19 protein-coding genes are annotated in these 19911 nt (G+C 46.8%); 16 read left to right on the top strand and 3 right to left on the bottom strand.

The features are described from left to right. Positions 1–75 precede the first annotated feature (75 nt). The 5 genes from QUB66_RS28310 to QUB66_RS28290 all read left to right on the top strand — a co-directional run bounded on the left by QUB66_RS28310 (position 76) and on the right by QUB66_RS28290 (position 3757). Complete coding sequence (locus QUB66_RS28310; RefSeq protein WP_332970666.1) at positions 76–738, top strand: SDR family oxidoreductase; 663 nt, start codon at positions 76–78, stop codon at positions 736–738. 138 nt (positions 739–876) lie between these two features. Further along, positions 877–1938: an NAD(P)-dependent alcohol dehydrogenase gene (locus tag QUB66_RS28305; protein ID WP_332970668.1), complete on the top strand. Its 1062-nt coding sequence runs from the start codon at positions 877–879 to the stop codon at positions 1936–1938. Positions 1939–2014: 76 nt separating this feature from the next. Continuing rightward, on the top strand, positions 2015–2758 hold the full coding sequence (locus QUB66_RS28300) for an SDR family oxidoreductase (protein WP_332970669.1): 744 nt from the start codon (positions 2015–2017) through the stop codon (positions 2756–2758). Positions 2759–2862: 104 nt separating this feature from the next. Further along, the gene (locus QUB66_RS28295) at positions 2863–3507 is read left to right on the top strand and encodes a TMEM175 family protein (RefSeq protein ID WP_265238157.1); all 645 of its coding nucleotides are present in this window, start codon (positions 2863–2865) and stop codon (positions 3505–3507) included. A gap of 67 nt (positions 3508–3574) precedes the next feature. Further along, complete coding sequence (locus QUB66_RS28290) at positions 3575–3757, top strand: hypothetical protein (RefSeq protein ID WP_265238159.1); 183 nt, start codon at positions 3575–3577, stop codon at positions 3755–3757. A gap of 640 nt (positions 3758–4397) precedes the next feature. Here the strand turns inward: QUB66_RS28290 and QUB66_RS28285 are convergent. The 3 genes from QUB66_RS28285 to QUB66_RS28275 all read right to left on the bottom strand — a co-directional run bounded on the left by QUB66_RS28285 (position 4398) and on the right by QUB66_RS28275 (position 8671). Next, positions 4398–5294: a succinate--CoA ligase subunit alpha gene (locus QUB66_RS28285; protein WP_265238162.1), complete on the bottom strand. Its 897-nt coding sequence runs from the start codon at positions 5292–5294 to the stop codon at positions 4398–4400. Positions 5295–5375: 81 nt separating this feature from the next. After that, positions 5376–6608 (bottom strand): succinate--CoA ligase subunit beta, encoded by a 1233-nt coding sequence (locus QUB66_RS28280; RefSeq protein WP_265238164.1) that lies wholly within the window; start codon positions 6606–6608, stop codon positions 5376–5378. A gap of 554 nt (positions 6609–7162) precedes the next feature. After that, the gene (locus QUB66_RS28275) at positions 7163–8671 is read right to left on the bottom strand and encodes a glycosyltransferase (protein ID WP_265238166.1); all 1509 of its coding nucleotides are present in this window, start codon (positions 8669–8671) and stop codon (positions 7163–7165) included. A gap of 582 nt (positions 8672–9253) precedes the next feature. Between QUB66_RS28275 and ebsA the strand changes: the two genes are divergently transcribed. The 11 genes from ebsA to QUB66_RS28220 form a co-directional block, all read left to right on the top strand. Then, the gene (gene ebsA / locus QUB66_RS28270; RefSeq protein ID WP_265238168.1) at positions 9254–9628 is read left to right on the top strand and encodes a type IV pilus biogenesis protein EbsA; all 375 of its coding nucleotides are present in this window, start codon (positions 9254–9256) and stop codon (positions 9626–9628) included. Positions 9629–10173: 545 nt separating this feature from the next. Then, complete coding sequence (locus QUB66_RS28265) at positions 10174–11271, top strand: phosphotransacetylase family protein (protein WP_332970671.1); 1098 nt, start codon at positions 10174–10176, stop codon at positions 11269–11271. 266 nt (positions 11272–11537) lie between these two features. Continuing rightward, positions 11538–12041, top strand: a complete 504-nt coding sequence (locus tag QUB66_RS28260) for a DNA recombination-mediator protein A (RefSeq protein ID WP_265238172.1) — start codon at positions 11538–11540, stop codon at positions 12039–12041. Between the two features lie 15 nt (positions 12042–12056). Beyond that, positions 12057–12473 carry an MAPEG family protein gene (locus QUB66_RS28255; RefSeq protein WP_332970672.1) on the top strand — a complete coding sequence of 139 codons (417 nt, stop codon included), beginning with the start codon at positions 12057–12059 and terminating at the stop codon, positions 12471–12473. Further along, the gene (locus tag QUB66_RS28250; protein ID WP_332971301.1) at positions 12466–12696 is read left to right on the top strand and encodes a hypothetical protein; all 231 of its coding nucleotides are present in this window, start codon (positions 12466–12468) and stop codon (positions 12694–12696) included. The genes QUB66_RS28255 and QUB66_RS28250 overlap by 8 nt, the downstream gene beginning before the upstream one ends. Then, entirely contained in the window at positions 12642–13133 is a 492-nt protein-coding gene (locus QUB66_RS28245; RefSeq protein WP_265238175.1) for a YajQ family cyclic di-GMP-binding protein, read from the top strand. Before QUB66_RS28250 ends, QUB66_RS28245 begins: the two co-directional genes overlap by 55 nt. 4 nt (positions 13134–13137) lie before the next feature. Next, positions 13138–14106 (top strand): SGNH/GDSL hydrolase family protein, encoded by a 969-nt coding sequence (locus QUB66_RS28240; RefSeq protein WP_332970737.1) that lies wholly within the window; start codon positions 13138–13140, stop codon positions 14104–14106. A gap of 312 nt (positions 14107–14418) precedes the next feature. Beyond that, entirely contained in the window at positions 14419–14901 is a 483-nt protein-coding gene (locus tag QUB66_RS28235; protein ID WP_332970738.1) for a response regulator, read from the top strand. Beyond that, a complete protein-coding gene (locus QUB66_RS28230; RefSeq protein ID WP_332970739.1) occupies positions 14894–15883 on the top strand; it encodes an ABC transporter substrate-binding protein in 990 nt (329 codons plus the stop codon). Before QUB66_RS28235 ends, QUB66_RS28230 begins: the two co-directional genes overlap by 8 nt. After that, positions 15880–18543, top strand: coding sequence for a hybrid sensor histidine kinase/response regulator (locus tag QUB66_RS28225; protein WP_332970740.1), 2664 nt, complete (start codon positions 15880–15882; stop codon positions 18541–18543). The genes QUB66_RS28230 and QUB66_RS28225 overlap by 4 nt, the downstream gene beginning before the upstream one ends. After that, positions 18533–19911, top strand: a 1379-nt coding sequence (locus QUB66_RS28220) for a diguanylate cyclase domain-containing protein (RefSeq protein WP_332970741.1), incomplete at its 3' end; no start/stop codon positions are given. The genes QUB66_RS28225 and QUB66_RS28220, both read left to right, overlap by 11 nt.

Raw genomic sequence — 19911 nt, 5'->3', positions numbered from 1 at the left:
ATTTTTATCGTCACAATTAATTATTGCATATAATTATATCATAATAAGTGTAGAAAATGATTTAGGATTGCTATAGTGGTCGCTGACATTGCAGAACCAGGCAATCAAGAAACGGCCCACATGATTGAGGAACTCGGCGGGCAGGCGATCGCCGTTAGGTGCGACGTGACGCAGGCCGAGGACGTGAAGGCGGCCCTAGCCAAGACCGTTGAGGCTTTTGGGCGGCTGGACTTCGCCTTCAACAACGCAGGCATCGAGCCGAGGAAGCCAGCTCCGACTGCGGAGTACGAGGAGGAGGAGTGGAACCGGATCGTAGACACCAACCTCCGGGGTGTTTTCCTGTGCATGAAGCACGAGATTCCGCTGATCCTCAAGCAGGGAGGTGGCGCGATCGTCAACACCTCATCGGGCGCAGGAATCATCGGCATCAAGGGCAGCCCCGCGTACACCGCCGCGAAGCACGGCGTGATCGGACTGACCAAGGCGGCGGCCCTCGACTACGCCGCGCAGAACATCCGCGTCAACGCCGTCTGTCCTGGCTACATAGACACCCCGATGATGGGTCGCTTCACCGGCGGCACTGCCGAAGGGCGCGCGAAGGTGATTGCGGAGGAGCCGATCGGACGGATGGGCAAGCCGGAGGAGATCGCCGCGGCCGTTCTCTGGCTGTGTTCGGATGGAGCTGCCTTCGTCATTGGACACGCTATGGTCATCGACGGCGGCCAAACGGTGCAGTGATGTTCGGGGCGATCGTCTATGAGCCAGCCGGAGGAGATGGACGTGAACGAGATTCTGTTCCGACCCACGCGCCAAGTGCTGTAAAATTCCCCTGCCTTAGTACAGTTCCAGAAGTAAACAAATTAGGAGCATCAATTCATGTACAACACAAAAGCTTATTCCGCAGCCAGTGCAACATCACCGCTGTCCTCTACCACGATCGCGCGGCGCGATCCAACCGAACACGACGTGCAGATTGAAATCCTCTTCTGCGGAGTCTGCCACTCCGATGTCCATTCCGTGCGTAACGAGTGGAGCAGCATCATGCCCACGGTCTATCCGATCGTCCCCGGTCACGAGATGGTCGGTCGCGTCACCAAAGTCGGCTCGGCAGTTAGCAAGTATAAACCCGGCGATCTCGCAGCGGTCGGCTGTATGGTCGATTCGGATGGAACCTGCCCCCAGTGTAAAGCTGGCTTTGAGCAGTTCTGCCCTTCCCTGACCCTCACCTACAACTCCCCGGACAAGCACAAGACCGCTCCTGTCACCTACGGCGGCTATTCCAACAGCATCGTCGTCGATGAAAGCTTCGTTCTGCGCGTCCCCGACCACCTCGATCTCGCCGGAGTTGCACCGCTTCTCTGCGCCGGGATTACAACCTATTCTCCCCTGCGCCACTGGGGCATCACCGAGGGTAAGAAGGTGGGCGTGGTCGGTCTCGGCGGGCTGGGCCACATGGGTGTGAAGTTCGCTCATGCGTTCGGAGCCCATGTCGTCGTCTTCACTACTTCGCCCGACAAGAAGGAAGACGCACTCCGCCTCGGTGCCGATGAAGTCGTCATCTCCCGCAACACCGACGAAATGCAGAAGCACTCTGGCAGCTTCGATTTCATCCTCGACACCGTATCTGCCAATCACGATATCAACGCTTATCTCAACCTGCTCACCCGCGACGGCAACATCACCCTGGTCGGCGCACCTGAGAAGCCCTTGGATGTCGCGGCATTTAGCCTCATTATGGGCCGCCGCAGTCTCTCCGGCTCCAACATCGGCGGCATCGAGGAAACCCAGGAGATGCTCGACTTTTGTGGCAAGCACAACATCACTGCGGATGTCGAAGTCATCCCCATCCAGAAGGTCAACGAAGCCTACGAGCGACTGCTCAAGTCCGATGTGAAGTACCGCTTCTGTATCGATATGGCATCCCTTAAATCTGAATAACTGCGGTGAAACCTCGGCTGATTGGCAAGTCTGTTAGGCGGAACTCAGTAGTGACTCAACAAAAAGAGGAATTAAGATGATTAAAGACAAAGTTGTGATTATTACCGGCGCATCATCAGGGATTGGTGAAGCAAGTGCGAAATTGCTTGCAAGCAGAGGCGCTAAAGTCGTACTAGGCGCGCGACGCGAGGACAAACTAAGACAACTGGTTGATGAAATTCGGAAAGCTGGCGGACAAGCAGTCTATCAAGTGATGGATGTAGTTAACCCATCTGATAACGCTGCGATCGTCAACCTTGCCAAGGAAACATTTGGAAGCCTCGATGTTATTTTCTTGAACGCTGGCATCATGCCAACTTCTCCACTTTCTGCATTGAAAACTGATGAATGGAATCAAACGGTTGATATCAATATCAAGGGTGTACTCAATGGTATCGCTGCTGTGTTGCCAACATTTGTTAGCCAAAAGTCTGGGCATATTATCGCAACTTCATCGGTTGCTGGATTAAAAGCCTATCCAGGTGGTGCGATCTATGGTGGAACGAAATGGTTTGTACGCGATTTCATGGAAGTTCTACGCATGGAGTCTGCTCAAGAGGGGACTAACATTCGGACTGCGACAATTTACCCTGCTGCAATTAATACTGAGTTGTTAGATCAGATTACCGACCAAGATGCGGCTGAAAAAATGACAGCTTTGTATAAGAAATATGGCATCTCACCAGATCGAGTAGCCAATGTTGTGGCGTTTGCGATTGACCAGCCAGAAGACACAAATGTGAACGAATTTACGATTGGCCCAACCGCGCAGCCTTGGTAAGGATTGTGTTGGCAGTTAGATTGAGTGCGATCGCATCTCGAAGGAGTAATTATGCAGAAGCGCAAACTTGACAACAGTAACCAGTGTTCGCAGAGGAGGTAAGTGTGGATACCACCCGCTTGGAGGCATTTAGCGACGGCGTATTCGCGATCGCCATCACCCTCCTGGTCCTCGAAATCAAAGTGCCGCCACCCAATACGGCACTTGGAGCAGAACTTCTCCAACTCTGGCCATCCTATCTCGCCTACGTGGTCAGCTTTCTGGTGATCGGCGCAATCTGGATCAACCACCACGCTATGTTCCAACACATCGTCCGCGTGGATGGGACGCTGTTGCTGCTGAACGTCCTCCATCTGATGCTGATCGCATTTCTGCCGTTTCCAACCGCGGTACTCGCCGAAGCATTTCACCGGGCAACGGACGAGCCAATTGCCGCTGCGTTCTACAGTGGGATCTTGACCGTCATTGGTATCTTCGTCACCGCTATGTGGCGGTACGCGGCTCACGGGCATAGGCTGCTCGACCCCCGTCTCACGGCGAAAAAGGCACGGCAGATCGGACGGCAGTTCCTGATCGGGCCGATCGTTTACGCGATCGCCACTGTAGTTGCGCTGGTCGCGCCCTGGCTGGCGGTGCTGCTCTTCATCTTTCTCAACCTCTTCTATCTCTGGCCTCGCTGGGGTCACAGGAGTACCCTATCCCACACCGGCGACTCCGCTATGAACAGCGATCGCAGCGAAGACGAGTGACAACGGCGGGAGCGATCGATGGCGAAAAATATCAGTTCCATATCATTCCAGATCAAGAAGCAAAACAATGCAAACGCGCAAACTTGGAAACAGCAACTTAGAAGTTTCGGCGATCGGGCTTGGCTGCATGGGAATGAGCTTTTCTGATGGCCCGCCCAAAGACACGCAGGAGATGACCGCTCTTCTGGGAGCCGTCGTCGATCGCGATCGGCATTCATCAGAAAATTGGGTAGAAACCCCGTCCTTTTAGGATGGCTTTATATTACAATATAATTGGTCAACGACCCACCCGAGACGATGGACCAAACAGCCTATACGAGCGAAGTTCAGCCTTGTGCTGACGGCGAAGCAAAATCGGTAGACCGGGAAAAGAGGATAGGGCAATGGTAAACATCCCTAGAATCAAAACGTAGAAGAATTCCGTTTGGTATTCGACACGTAAAAACCGCAGGGCTTGCGGGGTTAGTGCGCGAGAGCGAACATAAGACCAAATCTCTTTGAGGGTGGAGGCAGTTGCGAAGAAGCAGAAATTCAAATCGTGAGGTTTGGGAATCCCCGTGCGTTCACGCCGGGGAGGATGTCAACAATGTGTCCTAGGGAATGGTTGAGCCAGTAGTTGAGGCCTCCGGCAGACAATTTTGGGGAGCATCTCAGTTTTGCATTTACACGGAGCAAGCGATCGTCCCGCTCGCACTCCTAAAAATGCTTTTTAGAAAAACGAGATGCTTCCCAATTTTGATACAAAACCCACCCCCGCCCTAGGCCTAGGCCTACTTTTATGGCATTCTTCCTTATTCCTGAAATCCGTGAAATCCGTGAAATCCGTGACATCCGTGGAGCGAATCCGTTGCCGAACTTCCTTATTCCTTCGCCTGTAACTTCCGAAGCAATCATTTTTTCTTGAGCAACTTTTTGAGCAGCTTAGGAACCTCCGAAGGCCTAGCAGCCACCGGTATTTCCGCCTCTTCAAAGGCAGCCATTTTGTTTTGGGCCTTCACACCAAAGGCTTTCTGGGCAGCAGCGCGAGAACTGATCAGGATGCCTGCGTGGCCCAAAGACGGGCCTTTGGGAGCGTAGCGGCCGGCCAGATAAGCAACCACAGGTTTGTCGATCGCCGAAGCGATGTAAGAAGCAGCAGCTTGTTCACTCCAACCCCCAACTTCCCCGATCAAAACCATCGCCTCCGTACTGTCATCTTCGTCCAAAAGTTGCAGCCACTGCATAAAAGAAGAACCAACAATCGCGTCGCAGCCAATACAAACCGCCATCGACTGTCCCAAACCCGCCTCAGTCAGTTCTAGGGCAACTTCGTAAGTCAAAGTGCTGCTGCGGCTGATTACGCCGATCGAGCCGGGAGTGTAAAATTCCTTGGGGTGAGTTCCCAGCAGCAGTTGATCGGGGACAATAATCCCTGGACTGTTGGGCCCGATCACCAAAGTTTCCGTGGCCTCTGCTTTTCTGACTAAGTGCACCAGATCCAGAGGAGGCACTCCCTCCGTGACGATCGCGATTTGCCGAATTCCCGCCGCGATCGCTTCTAGAGCCGCATCCAGCACCCAGTAAGCGTCTACCAAAATTACCGTAGTATCAATATGACCTACTGCCGCCACGGCTTCTTCTACCAAATCAAAAATCGGAATTCCCTCCAAATCCAGCCCTCCCCGACCGGGACTGACACCGGCGACTACATTAGTGCCGTATGCTTTCATCATCAGGGCGGCGCGGGTTGAGGCGGGAGATTCTGTAATGCCCTGTACTAGGACTTTGCTTTCAGGAGTTAAATTCATGTTTTCCTAGTTAACACTCGATCTTTAAAAAGTAGAAGGCTTTGATTTGTCCAGAGTTCTCGTTTTGCCGATCGACTCTCGCTACTTGGCAGATGATACAGCTTGAGCCACAGCTTCATCTAAAGTTCTAGCTAGCTGCACCGGCAACTGTCCCAAACGCTTTTTCACTGCATCAGCATCGATCGCTACCAGGCGAAGCACAACTTGAATGTGCCGGTTGGCGCGAGCTTTCCGTTCCAAATAGCCCACTACGGCCGCGATGATTTCCTCGCTCTTGGAAGCGCTGCCCAAAATATTTACAAGTATCACCTTAACGCTTTTATCCTGAGCGACTAACTCCAGACCCAAATCCGTGCGATCGCGCAAAGCATTTACTGCATCGTAGCGGTCTAGGGAACCCATATTCAGAAAATTAGCTGGTTTTCCTCCTTGGTGGGCTACAGCATCCAGAGTTGCCATTGTCAAGCCGACTCCGTTGCACAAAATCCCGATATTCCCATCTAGTTCGATTAATTGCAGGGATTCGGAATTCGAGATTGGGGATTGAGATTTGGAGTCAAACTGCGACGGCGACTGCTGCGCCTTTGAGTTAGAATTCCGGCGATCATCGCCCACATAGGGATTTCTCCTGTCCCCTACCAACCCGCTGCTTTGGCTTTCACCCGAAAGTGCGGCCAAGTCTGGATGCCGTCCCAAGGCATCGTCGTTGGCGCTGACTTTACCATCTAAAGCCATTAACTCTCCCGTTGGACTGATGCCGAGAGGATTGATTTCTACTAAATCTAAATCTTTTTCGACAAACAACCGGTACATTTTCTCGACAATGGTACTCACCGATTGAATCAAATCTCCCTGCAATCCCATTTTCAGCATCAGACGCCTCGCGTAGAATGGCGAAAATTCCTGGTCTACGGCAACTTGCTGCATTTGGTCGATCGACCGTTCGACATCCATACCTCCTTGTCTCGAACCCAGAAGTACCGGGCGGCGGGCTATGGGGTCTAGGAGTACAGCCAAGTACAATTCTTGGTCAGCGTTGTACTTGGCTTCTGCTAACAGGACTTGCGGATATTCATTCTCGATCGGCAAATTAAAAATTGTTTGAGCCGCAGCAACTGCATCGATCGTATTTTCCACAAATTTAATGCCACCCGCCCGGCCTCGTCCCCCAGCCCGCACTTGCGACTTAAGTACAACTGGGTAGGGAATTTTCAGCCCTTTGAGGTCGGCGGGTTTGTCAATCCGTTGCGACGGCAAAATCGGAATTGCCATCTGGCGAAATAAAGATTTAGCTTGGTACTCTAACAAATCCATTTTTAATAACGAGTGATGGGTATTTTGCAACAAGCAATTCGTCGTTCTTGGTAATTCATAATTAATAGATACCAATTAGCTTTTTGTCAAGTTAAAATTTAAAAGTTATGGCTTTGATCTTTTAATTTTAATCTTAAATTTTTATGTTGCCGATTACTTATTCGGTATTGCTAGCAGATCACCTATTGATTAAGCTGTTTTGTAGTTTTTGTTTTGCGATCGACTAATTGCAAAATTTTACTGTTGACTCGCGCGGGGACAGGGTAGGGAGATGGTTGGTAGTTGTTTTATAGCCTTTCTCAGAAAGATCAGGTACGCGAACGGCATTGGGCATTGGGCATTGGGCATTGGGCATTGGGCATTGGGCATTGGGCTATCCTCACTTTTTTGAGAACCGCTATATCTTCGTACTTTGGGCAATACTGATCCGAGATATTTCTGCCAGCTAATTATCAATTGATGCTAAGTAAATCCACCTAATTAAACGTCAAATACGGCTCGCGCTCAAGCTTGCCGTGTATGTCTTCTTCCTTCTTCCTTCTTCCTTCTTCCTTCTAATTAGCAGTGCCTTGATGGACGGTTTTAACCCATTTCAGTCGCTTGGGACGCACCGAAATCCGAGCCGTCACAATCCCTACCAGCAGCCAGTGCAACATATACACAGTACCCCGCAGCGTTTGCAGCAAGGTGACAAAAACTCTTTTAATGTCAAATTTCGTCTCTTTGCGAGTGCGACGCAAACCGACAAACATTCCGACCAGCGACAAGGTAAGAGTCATCACAGTTATCGGACTGGCTAGAGGCATCCGGCGCAGCGCAATTGACATCAAAAAGTCAGGCAGCGCTACTGTGGGCAAGAAATATTGAGATACCCAAAATCCAAATAAATCCCAAGTTTTCCCCGTTCCCATCCGGTTGCGAAAAATTAGCCGCCAATAGTCAAGATAACGCTGATAGCCGCCTTCTGCCCACCGATTGCGCTGGTGCCACAGGGCGCGAGCATTGGTGACTCCTTCTTCTGACACGGCTGGGGAAGCCAAAAATTCAATGTCCCACTGGTCTAGGTGCAGCCTCACGGTCAAATCTAGGTCGTCGGTAATCGTTTCCTCGTTCCAGCCGCCGCAGCGTTCTAAGGCTGTACGGCGCATGAATTGGCCGTTACCGCGCAATTCTCCTATGCCGCCGATCGCAATCCGTTGCTGCTGGAAAAAACTATCGAGAGCCATTTCTGCTTCTTGGCCGCGAGTCCACACATTTACCGCAGCATTGGCGATGGCTTTTCTGACTTGCACCGCGCCTACCTGTTCTGCATTGAACATCGGCAGCACCCGGCGCAGCAAATCCGGTGTTACCGTGGCGTCGGCGTCAAATATGCCCACAAATTCACCGCGAGTCAGCGGCAAAACTTGATTCAGGGCTCCTGACTTACCGCCGCTGGCATTTGCTCCTCTGCTAAATACTTTGAGCTGCGGGTACTGTTTGGTTAGCTGTTCCAAAACCAGCGCTGTGCTGTCGCTGCTGTGATCGTCGATCGCCCAAACTTCGTAACGGTCGATCGGGTAATCTACATTGCAGATTGATTGTACGAATCGGGCAATCACCGCTTCCTCATTTTTCGCCGCCACCAGCAGCGACACAAATGGCCAATCCTCTCGACTTTCATCGGCAAGAGGAGGCAGTGCGGGCTTGGGCTGGGCAAACAAAACTCGCAATGCTTGCATCCACAGCAGTCCCGTCAACCCCCACACTACCCACGCACCCCAAGAAATCAAGTGTAGGGCGATCGTCCCTCCCCAAATCGCAGTCAGCACCGCGGCAGCTTTTCCCCGCCGTCCCCGGTACAGATTCTGAGGAAAAGATGGAGATCCCGGCACAGACACCGCAACTGGGAGCTCTGATGAAGTTTCTGCGTCAAACACCCTGTCGCCCATGTCTGGTAGGGCAAATATTTTGCTTACCTTCGAGTTCGAGGTCAAACTCTTGAGCTCTTCTTTCGCTAAATCAGGGATGTCCAAGTTAAGCTCGCTGCGATCGTCGTTTTCTGGCCAAGAACTCTCCTGCATAGGTTACTTGATTTAACCACCAATAGTTTTTGATTTTAGAGATAAGTATCTACTGTACCAGTTTCTGGGCTTTTGTCGAAAGCCAATGGGAGCAGGTTTGTGGGGACTCGCCCAAGAGTACGGCCCAGGGAAACTGGCATTGCATAGAGTCTTTCTCAGAAAGATTAGGTACGCGAACCGCATTGGGCAAACAGGGCATTGGCCAAACAGGGCATTGGCCAAACAGGGCATTGGGCATTGGCCAAACAGGGCATTGGGCGAAGCGAAGCGGAGGGATTGGGCAAACAGGTCATTGGGCGAAGCGAAGCGGAGGGATTGGGCATTGGGCTATCCTCACCACGCTTGAGAACCGCTATAGAGTCTTTGGGATTACCCATCCAAAAACGGATACAAGCCCCCGATAATTATCGTGATCCGATCCAAATTTTATAGCCAAATTCAAGCCCGCAGATTTACTACGCTGCAAGTAAATCTAGGATCTAAAATCTAAAATCTCAAATCGACTGAGTTTTGCTTGCGATCGACTAGGAATATCTGCTAGTTTTTTCAGATGATCTCAACCCACTGTCAGGATGCGGAAATATGTCTCTTCCTCAACTGAAACCAGCCGACGACAAAGAAGTGAAAGTCTACGCGCCTTTCTATCAAGAGCCCAAGCGCAAGTTCTTGCCGCACGCTATTGGCCTCTACAAGCTCAAAAGCTTGGAGGGGGCAAGAAAAATTGACGGCGGCGAAGATGTACCCTTTGTAGCTAGTTGGAATATCTCGTCGCTGCCGATGGATTTGACCCGCTGTCGGGTGTTGTTTGACGGCAATGCTGAACTCAGCTACGAAGTGACTCTGCAAAGCTCGGAGTTTGTCAGTTGCTTAATTGAGGTACTTTTGACTTTTCAGCGGACTCGTACCGTCGATTTTTCTAAAACGTTTTACCGGAAGCTGATGCGAATGGATGAGTAACTTTCACCGCACCCGCGCTCTCCAAAGTTTGTAATTAATTGCGACCATAAAATGCGCACTAATAATGTAATGCCATCGGGACGGCGAGATTATATTATTGGTGCGCTATTTCTATTTGAGGATTTACGCGCGCTGACTGATGAAACCAGGTTTCTACGAGATTTAGCGTTTAGTAATGAGAAATATACGAATAAGCCTGGTCTTTCGCCTCCCATGCGTAAGCCTTGTATTTCAAAAGCCGGAAGACTAACTGAGTTATTTTATTGTTATTAAGTATCCCTTGGGCGATGCTTTAAAGTGCGATCGCACCTTCGCATTTCGTTCAATTTTAAATAGTTATTGAAAACCGATGATCAAAAAAAATATGAAAAAAAAATATGAAAAAAAAGCGAACAAAAGAGTGGCGAACAAGTGAATAAAAGTTTCCACAAAAAAATCAATCTACGCAAACGCGACAAAATCGAGTATAATCGGATAGCGAAATTGACTCGCCGTGCTGAAATACTGTTGAATAAACTAAATTTATTTAAATAGACAGGTGCAAATTGAGGAGAGAAGGCGTACCAAAATTGACTAAATATTTGCTGATCGGTTCGACAAAAGCTTACAGCGGCAAGTCTGCGATCGCCCTGGGGATGGCCCTCGCACTTCGGGAACAAGGACTGGCGATCGCCTACGGCAAACCTCTGGGAACCTGTTTCAGCTCGGAGGGAGCTGGAGCCGAGGAGGAAGACGTGCGGTTTGCGGTAGAGACGCTGAAGCTCTCAGAAAGTCAGATACCGTCAACTCTGCTGTCTTTGGACGAAGAGACGGTTCACAAGCGTTTGCGCGGAGAAGACAAGATAGATTACCGCCAGTCTCTGGCGCAATATTTGCAAGATCCCAGCGGAGACTTGGTGCTGTTGGAAGGCCCGGCTAATTTGGAGGAAGGCAGTCTGTTTGACTTGTCTTTGGCTCAAATTGCTGAGGTAGTTGATGCCTCTGTGCTTCTGGTAGTCCGCCCGATCGATCTTTATGTAGACGATTTGCTGTCGGCTAAACGGCGTTTGGGTTCCCGCTTGGCTGGTGTTGTACTCAACGACGTTCCCTCGGACAAACTCGAATCCATCACGGCGACTGTGCGGCCTTTTCTGGAGGCTAGCGGCATTCCGGTTTTGGGAATGCTACCGAGAAGCGCTTTGCTGCGCAGTGTCAGCGTCAAAGAATTGGTGCACCAATTGAAAGCTGATGTCCTCTGCCGTCGAGACCGTTTGGACTTGATGGTGGAAACCTTGACAATTGGTGCGATGAATGTTAGCTCAGCTATGAAGTATTTCCGCAAAGCCAGAAATATGGCGGTAGTCACCGGGGGCGATCGCACCGACATTCAGCTAGCAGCTCTGGAAAGCTCGACTCAGTGCTTAATTCTCACCGGTCACTTGCCTCCTTCTCCCCTCGTGATTGGCAGGGCAGAAGAAATGGAAATTCCAGTTTTGTCTGTTGATTTGGATACCTTAACCACGGTGGAAATTATCGACAGCACCTTTGGCAGCGTGCGCCTGCACGAACCGATCAAGGTGGAATGCGTTAGTCAGCTAATGGCAGAACACTTTGACCTCAAGAGCATGATGGCATCCTTGGGTTTGGGCGATCAAGTCCATTAAGCACGCAGCCCGAACTGAGCGAAGAAGCTATTCGGCAGAGCGAAGAAGGCCAAGAGAGTTTTTTATTGGAAAAATAAAATAAAAAGTTCTTAAATTCTCAATTTTTCTTGAATTCTACCTTCAGACATTCTGCCTTCTGGCTTCCTCAAATCTCCCCATTTCTGGTCAGATATCGTAAATCAGGAATTCTTAACTTCTTTTTGGCGGCAATGGCTAGTGAGTCTGCTAGAATCCACAACGTAGTTTTATTTAATTTAATAAATTCTTTGAGTCAATCAATTGAGCTACCCAGAGTTGATGATTTTTTACAAGAACTTGCGGCAATCCAGCAAACCAGCTCCAAGCGGATTGCTCTTTTGGGTTCTCGCCACGTTCCTATTACCCACCAGCAGCTAATTGAGATGCTGAGCTACGCCATAGTTCTGGGAGGCAACCAGCTCATCACATCGGGGGCTACAGGCACCAATTCAGCCGCAATTCGGGGCGCAATGCGAGCAGATCCTAATCTGCTGACAGTGATTTTGCCACAAAGCATGAGCCGCCAGCCGCGGGAGTCCCGCGAGCAGCTCGAACAAGTCATACATTTGGTAGAAAATCCCAAAAATGACAGCTTGTCTCTCCCGGAATCCAGCGCCATGTGCAACCAGGAGATTATTTCTCGCTGTCAGCAACTGATCTGTTTTGCTTTTCACGAAAGCCACACTTTGCTGAAAACTTGCCAGGATGCGGAGGAACAGCGCAAAGTGGTGACTCTGTTCTATTTTGATTGAAATGCGAGGCGGATGATGCTGTTGGGATTGCCTGTGTCGGTTATTCTGCTTGATTGTATTGCTGCTGCTGCTGCGCTGGTTTATGCACCGTTTTTGGTGGTTGCCCTCGCTCGCTTGCAGCTAGGTTACGATCAAGCAGCACCTCGCGCTATGTTTGAGAGCTTGCCTGCTTACGCTCAGCGGGCAACTTGGGCTCACCAAAATTCGTTTGAGACGTTTATGCTGTTTTCAGCGGCGGCTTTGATGGCTTTTGTGACAGGAGTAGATTCGGAGGCGGCGGGCTGGGCTGCGATCGCTTTTCCTCTAGCCCGGTTGTTGTTTTCGGTTTTCTATATTCTGAATGTGCCTCTGGGGCGATCGCTCATGTTTGCGATTAGTTCTTCTTGCACTGTTTCTTTATTCTATATCAGTTTGATGGCTGTGAATGGCTAATTGTCAGTTGTCAGAAAGAAGAAGGAAGAAGGAAGAAGGAAGAAGGAAGAGGAAAGAGGGAAGAAGGAAGAATATTTTAAATTCCCAATTCCCAATTCCCAATTCCCAATTCCCAATTCCCAATTCCCAATTCCCAATTCCCAATTCCCAATTCCCAATTACTAATTTATGGCTGCTAATTATTCATTCGATATTGTCAGCGAGTTCGATCGACAAGAATTAGTTAACGCTGTTGACCAAACAGTGCGAGAAATTCAAAGCCGCTACGATTTAAAAGATACCAAAACAACCGTAGAATTGGGCGAAGAATCAATCACTGTTAATACCGACAGCGAATTTACTCTCGATGCGGTTCACACTGTTTTGCAAACTAAAGCCGCCAAGCGGAATTTATCTTTGAAAATTTTTGATTACGGCAAAATTGATCCTGCTAGCGGCAGCCGCGTCCGTCAAGAAATTAAACTAAAAAAAGGACTAACTCAAGAAATCGCCAAACAGATTACTAAGTTAATCCGCGATGAGTTCAAAAAAATTCAAGGTTCGATTCAAGGCGATTCAGTGCGGGTTTCTGCTAAAGATAAGGATGATTTGCAGTTGGTGATTCAACGATTGAAGCAAGAAGATTATCCCGTGGCTTTGCAGTTTAACAATTACCGGTAAATTGGTGAAAGCTAAGTATTGGATTGTCAGTTGTGCGATCGCATCTTTGAGTGCTATAGAACTTGCCTTGCGCTTGCTCGGATTCGGAAATCCTGCCTTGCTGCAAGCTGATGCGAATGCTGGCTATATATTTGCACCAAATCAACTTGTATATCGCTTTGGCAATAGACTTGAGTACAATCAATTTTCTCAGCGTTCTGAACAAATCGATTCAGCAAAGCCTGAAGGTACTCTCAGAATTTTGATGATAGGAGATTCGGTTCTCAACGGTAATAATACCACCGATCAGCAAGAAACTATTCCAGAATTGTTTGAAGCGCGTTTGTTGGGCATAAAAAACCAAGTTGAGGTGCTGAATGCTTCTGCAGGTTCTTGGGGAATTGGCAATCAATTGGGATATATTCGCAAGTTTGGCACTTTTGAAAGCGATGCTGTGATTTTGCAAATTGGTACTCACGATTTGCTACAACCTCCAAGCAGCAGCGCGGGGGTGGGAAATGACCCGCTGATGCCGAATCGCAAACCGTTATTGGCAATTCAAGAAGCGTTTCAAAGACACGTTAGCCCCAAATTGTCAAGTATTTTTGTATCGAATTCTCCTGCGGCGGGAGTGCCGGTGTCGGAATCACAACGGTTTAGGGAAAATATGCAGCGATTTGAGCAAATAGTTGCTTTGGTGCGAGCTAAGAATATTCCGTTGTTTGTGTTGTATACTTGCGATCGAGCGGATTTACTGCCGATACCGAATCAGCCAAGGTTTAAATCTGAGTTTGTCGATCGGCTAAAAGCTTTGAAAATTCCAGTCATAGACATTCACGTAGCCTGGTCAAAATTGCCGAAAACCACGGTAGAAAGTTATTTTCGGGATGGCGTACACCCAACAGCCCCAGCCTATGAATCAATCGCAGATTTAGTCTTTCAGCAGTTGTGTACTGAGAAAAAATTAGCTGCTTGCTCATTATACCAACTCTGAAAAGTAGTGCCACACATATATTTTACGCGATCGTCTGTAAGCAAACGGTATTGCCCTTTCCCGATCCCGATCGGCGAATTTCAATAATTGGTAGAAAATTTAATTGTGTAGCAATATCTAATCGAAATTGATTTTAAATATCTAAATTCATGACTCTTTTAGTCTCAAGTTTACCCGCACTTACTGCAAGTTGGTCGCACTTAACCGACGTAAATCCTGTGGCGCTGACTGCCGATGAAAAACCAAGTTTCTGCGTCTAGGACTATACTTTACATTTTTTAAAGTGGATCTATTTAGCTGCCGAAAGATGGGATGAACATCAGGATGTCTGTGATGGATGGCGGCGAAGCCACAAAATACGTCAAATATATCACCAAAGGCAATGCTACAGCTATAATTGCTTTAACGGCGAGTGTGTTGGAAGAAGAAAAGGCGATCGGGCTTTCAGCCGGTTGTGATGACTTCCTTCGCAAACCCTTCGCTGAACACACCATTTTTGATGCACTAGCTAAGCATTTGGGAGTCAAATATATCTATGCAGAAACAAGAGATTCAGTCTTGGATGATACAGAAAACAGCCCATTGACATCGGAAGATTTAACCTGTATGCCCCAAGAATGGATTAGTCAACTATACGCAGCGGCACTTGAGGCAAATACCAACCTCGTGTTACAAGTCATAGGAGAAATTCCCCAAACAGAAACTCGTTTGATAAAATCCCTAACAAAACTTGCCAGTCAATTTAAGTTTGAGCAGATTCTTGATTTAGTAGAACCCCCGATCAGCAATGTCTAAACGACTCAAGTCCGTTAGTATTTTTCTCATTATCTGCTGTCTGCTATTTGCTTGTCATCATCCAAGACCAATCGAATTAAAACGCCCTCCATTAAAAGTAGGATTTACCATTTTTGTTGGCTATAATCCAGTTATCATTGCCAAAAAAAAAGGATTCTTCAAAGCACAAGGAGTAGACGTGGAAATAATTTATACAAATTACAGCCAATTGCAACAAGCAGATTTCAGTGCTGGGAAGTATGATGGTGGTGGATTTGCCTTGGGAGGTTTTATGAGCTTGAGTGCCACAAATCCCGATATTCAAGCTGTCATGGTTGTAGATGAAACCACAGGCGCAGATGTGGTAGTCGCACAATCACAAATTAAAACCATAGCTGACTTGAAAGGGAAAAAGGTGAGCGCAAATCTAGGCGCATTTAGTGAAGTTTTTGTCACTGAGATGTTAAGAACTGCCAACTTAACGAACGAAGATGTAAATCTAGTTAAATTCGACGCTTACGAATTTCCCCAACGCTTTAAAAGCAATGAAATGCAAGCAGGACATACTTGGGAACCCTTTCTTTCTGAAGCTATAAAATTAGGAGGTCACATCCTATTTTCCAGCAAACAAACTCCTGGCTTGATTTTAGATGTGGTTGCCTTTCGGGGTGAAGCAATCCGCGAACGTCCTGAAGATATTCGTGCATTTATTCGAGGATGGTTGCAAGCCGTGAACTACTGGGAAGCAAATGTTGAGGAAGGAAACGCTATCATTAGTAAAGAATTAAATATTCCTAGCAATACACTATCTATCGAGGGCATCAACCTCACTAATCTTGAAGAAAATAAGAAATTTTTTGAATCTAGCAGTAGTCAGTCAATCTACAAAACAGCTAAGATATATACAGACTTTTTTATTCGCTCTGGCAACGTTACACGCATTGCAGATATCAAAACTTTGTTTAATTCATCTTTCTTGTCTCCTTCTAATCTGCACCCATGAATCACTCACTTTTAAACAGTATCCGTACCAAGTTAATCGTATCATTTCTCATGGTTGCTCTCATCCCTTTACTGTTGTTAGCTTATCTGAATAAACAGACAACAGAAAAGGCACTAACTGACAACGCACGACAAGCTCTATCTGCGGCAGCCAAAGAAACTGTTAACAGAATAGATGCGTTTATTGATGCTAATCTCAATGCCGTGCGCGTCGAAGCGATTTTACCAGGTTTATCTGCTTACCTCGGCCAAACGATCGAACAGCGAAAGGATAGTCCTGAAATGCGGTTAGCAACAGAAACATTAATCCGTCTCAGTCGTAAAGATACGCTCAATATTATCTCTTACGCTTTGCTAGATATAAACGGACGGAATGTTTTAGATACGAATACACGGGGTATTGGTCGAGATGAATCCAGTCACGATTATTTTAAAGAACCTATGCAAACTCAGCTACCTTTTGTCTCTAGTATGAAGCGATCGCCAATAATTCCAGATCTAATTCAACTGTTTTTTAGTAGTCCTGTTCGCAATCCAAAGGGAAAGATATTAGGGATATTGCGAGTATCCTACAATGCCACAGTTGTTCAGCAATTAGTAACTCGACAAACAGAACTAGCTGGGGCAGAATCATCGGCTATTCTTTTAGATGAAAATTATATTTATTTAGCCCATAGCACGACACCTAAACTGCTTTTCAAATCGCTGGTTCCTCTGTCGTCTGATGTGGTAAACAGACTGCAAATAGAAGGGCGTTTGTCAAAAATTCTGACTAAAGAAACTGCTACAAATTTACCCAAAATTAAGCAAGCATTAGATACCAAGCAATCCTCTTTGATAGCATCATTTACGGGAAATGACGATCGGGCAAATTTAATCGCGATCGCTCGTTTGCAATACAAACCTTGGTCTGTGCTTTTCGCACAACCGCTAGCTGTGGCTCTAGCGCCTGTGGAAAAGCAAATTAGTGATGCACTATTCCTATTTACACTAATCGCTGGAGTAGTAACAATCATCGCCGTTGCCATTGGGCAACTACTGACTAAACCATTGATTTATCTCGCTAATATCGTGACTGAGTTTACTGCTGGCAACTTAAATGTCCGGGTTAAAATCAACTCAAAAGATGAAACTGCTCAACTGGCACGAGCTTTTAATAATATGGCAGGACAGTTACAAACATCTTTTGAAACTTTGGAAAATCGTGTAGAGGAACGAACAGCAGAATTAGTAATTGCTAAAGAAAAAGCCGAAGTAGCCAATCAGGCTAAAAGTACATTTATTGCCAATATGAGCCACGAATTGCGATCGCCCCTCAATGCTATTCTCGGCTTTTCGCAATTGATGGTACGCGCCACAAATATTCCCCCAGAGCAACTTGAAAATGCCGGAATCATCTATCGCAGTGGTGATTATTTATTAACACTAATTAATAATATTCTCGATTTATCGAAAATCGAAGCAGGTAAAATCACCTTTAACCCTAAAGACTTTGACCTATATATCTTGCTGAATGATTTAGAAGATATGCTGCATCTGCGGGCAACAAATGCTGGCTTGAAGATGAGTTTTCAGCGAACAGAAAATGTCGCCCGCTACATCTGTACCGATGAAGTAAAACTGCGTCAGGTTTTAATTAATTTACTCAGCAATGCCATCAAATTTACCTCAGAGGGTAACATTACTCTCAATGTCTTTCAGGGAGAGCAAGAAACCACAGATGTCTTTAATTTGCATTTTCGGGTGGGCGATACTGGGGTAGGTATTGCAGCAGCAGAAGTGCCCAAAATCTTTGATGCCTTTAGTCAAGCCCAAGCCGGAAAAGAAATGCAGGAAGGAACGGGTTTAGGTTTAGCAATCAGCCGCAAATTTGTGCAATTGATGGGGGGAGATATTTCGGTAAAAAGCGAATTAGGAAAAGGTACAATCTTCTCATTCTATATTCAGGTAAAATTGGGGCAGAAAACCCACAGCAAGATTACAGGAGAATATCCCAGAGTGGTAGCACTTGCTCCCGGTCAACTTAGCTACAAAATTCTCACAGTAGATGATAAATCTATTAATCGACAATTACTAATTAAGTTGCTCAGTCCCTTGGGATTTGAGGTGAAAGAAGCTAGTAACGGACAAGAGGCGATCGCAATTTGGGATGAATGGGAACCTCACCTCATCTGGATGGACATGAGGATGCCAGTGATGGATGGCTACGAAGCGACAAAATACATCAAATCTACCACCAAAGGCAATGCTACGGCTATAATCGCGTTAACAGCGAGTGTGTTGGAAGAAGAAAAGGCGATCGTACTTTCGGCTGGATGTGATGACTTTGTTCGCAAACCATTTACTGAACACATTATTTTTGACGCACTAGCTAAGCATTTGGGAGTCAAATATATCTATGCAGAAACAATATCTCCAGTCTTGGATGATACAGAAACACGCCCATTGACATCGGAAGATTTCATCTGTATGCCTCAAGCATGGATTACTCAATTATACGAAGCTGCACTTGAGGCAAATACCAACCTCGTGTTACAAGTCGTAGGAGAAATTCCCCAAACAGAAACTCGTTTGATAAAATCCCTGACAAAACTTGCCAGTCAATTTAAGTTTGAGCAGATTCTTGATTTAGTAGAACCCCGGAGTGGTAATGAATCTTAATTCTGGCATCGAAAATCAAGGTAATATTCTAATTGTAGACGATATTTTAGAAAATCTACAATTACTAAGCAATGCACTTCTCAAACTAGGCTACACTGTTCGCAGCGTCACCAGCGGGCGGATGGCACTGAAAACGGTGAAGGTAAAGCGACCAGATGTGATACTTTTAGATGTTAAGATGCCTGAAATGGATGGTTATCAAGTCTGTAGAACTCTCAAAGCTGATGCAGACTTCCGCCAGATTCCAGTGATTTTCATTAGTGCTTTAGATGATGTCTTCGACAAAGTAACCGCCTTTGATTCAGGGGCTATAGACTACATCACCAAACCATTTCAAATCGAAGAAGTAGTGGCGCGTCTGGAAAATCAGTTAACCATTCAACGCCAGCAACAGCTTCTGGAACAAGAAAATATTAAGCGCCGGGAAGCAGAAGAGGTACTGTATCAATCGAGGGCTTTACTGGCTAGTGTTTTGAATAGTTCCCTTGATGGTATTGCGGCAATGCAGGCTGTTCGTAATACCGAAACAGGGGAGATTGAGGATTTTGAGTGTTTAGTTGTCAACCCCGTGATTGCTAGAGCTTTTAAATGCAGTAGTGAAGAGATGATTGGCAAATTGGTACTAAAAAACTTTTTGAACAATATTGATCTAGAATTATTTAATCGCTTCGTTAATATTGTTGAGACGGGGGAATCTTTAGAACAGGATTTTTACTATGAATCGGAAAAATCTTGCTGGTTTCACTTCGTAGCAGTTAAGTTAGGAGATGGTTTTTCTGTTACTATTCGTGATATTACCGCCCGCAAACAAATAGAATTGGCTCTCCAAGATGCCAATCAAAAATTAGAAGAACTGGTAAATATCGATGGTTTGACTCAGGTGGCTAACCGTCGCTGTTTCAACAATCGCCTTCAAAGTGAATGGCAACGCCTAGCGCGAGAAAATCAGCCACTTTCTCTAATTTTATTGGACGTTGATAAATTCAAATCCTACAACGACTACTATGGTCATTTGGCTGGCGATGATTGCTTAATTAGAATAGGTCAAACATTACAAAAAGTAGTCCGTCGTCCCACCGATTTAGCAGCGCGTTACGGTGGCGAAGAATTTGTGATACTCCTCCCGAATACGGATTTAGAAGGAGGGATTAAGGTGGCACAAAACATTCAAGAAGAAATTCACAATCTGGCGATTCCTCATGCAGAGTCTGACGTGAAGGAAATCGTCACAGTTAGTTTGGGTATTTCCTCAGTCATACCCACCTTGGAAGTTCAACCAGATACACTGGTAGCAGGGCTATTTCATTCTAAACAGATCTTTGAGTATGCTACAACTAAAGCCAGCGAGACGTTGAGCTTGAGCCATGT

This window comes from Microcoleus sp. A2-C3 (assembly GCF_036706065.1).
In the GTDB taxonomy this organism is placed as follows: Bacteria; Cyanobacteriota; Cyanobacteriia; order Cyanobacteriales; family Microcoleaceae; genus Microcoleus.
This window is presented reverse-complemented; position numbering and strand designations above follow the sequence as displayed.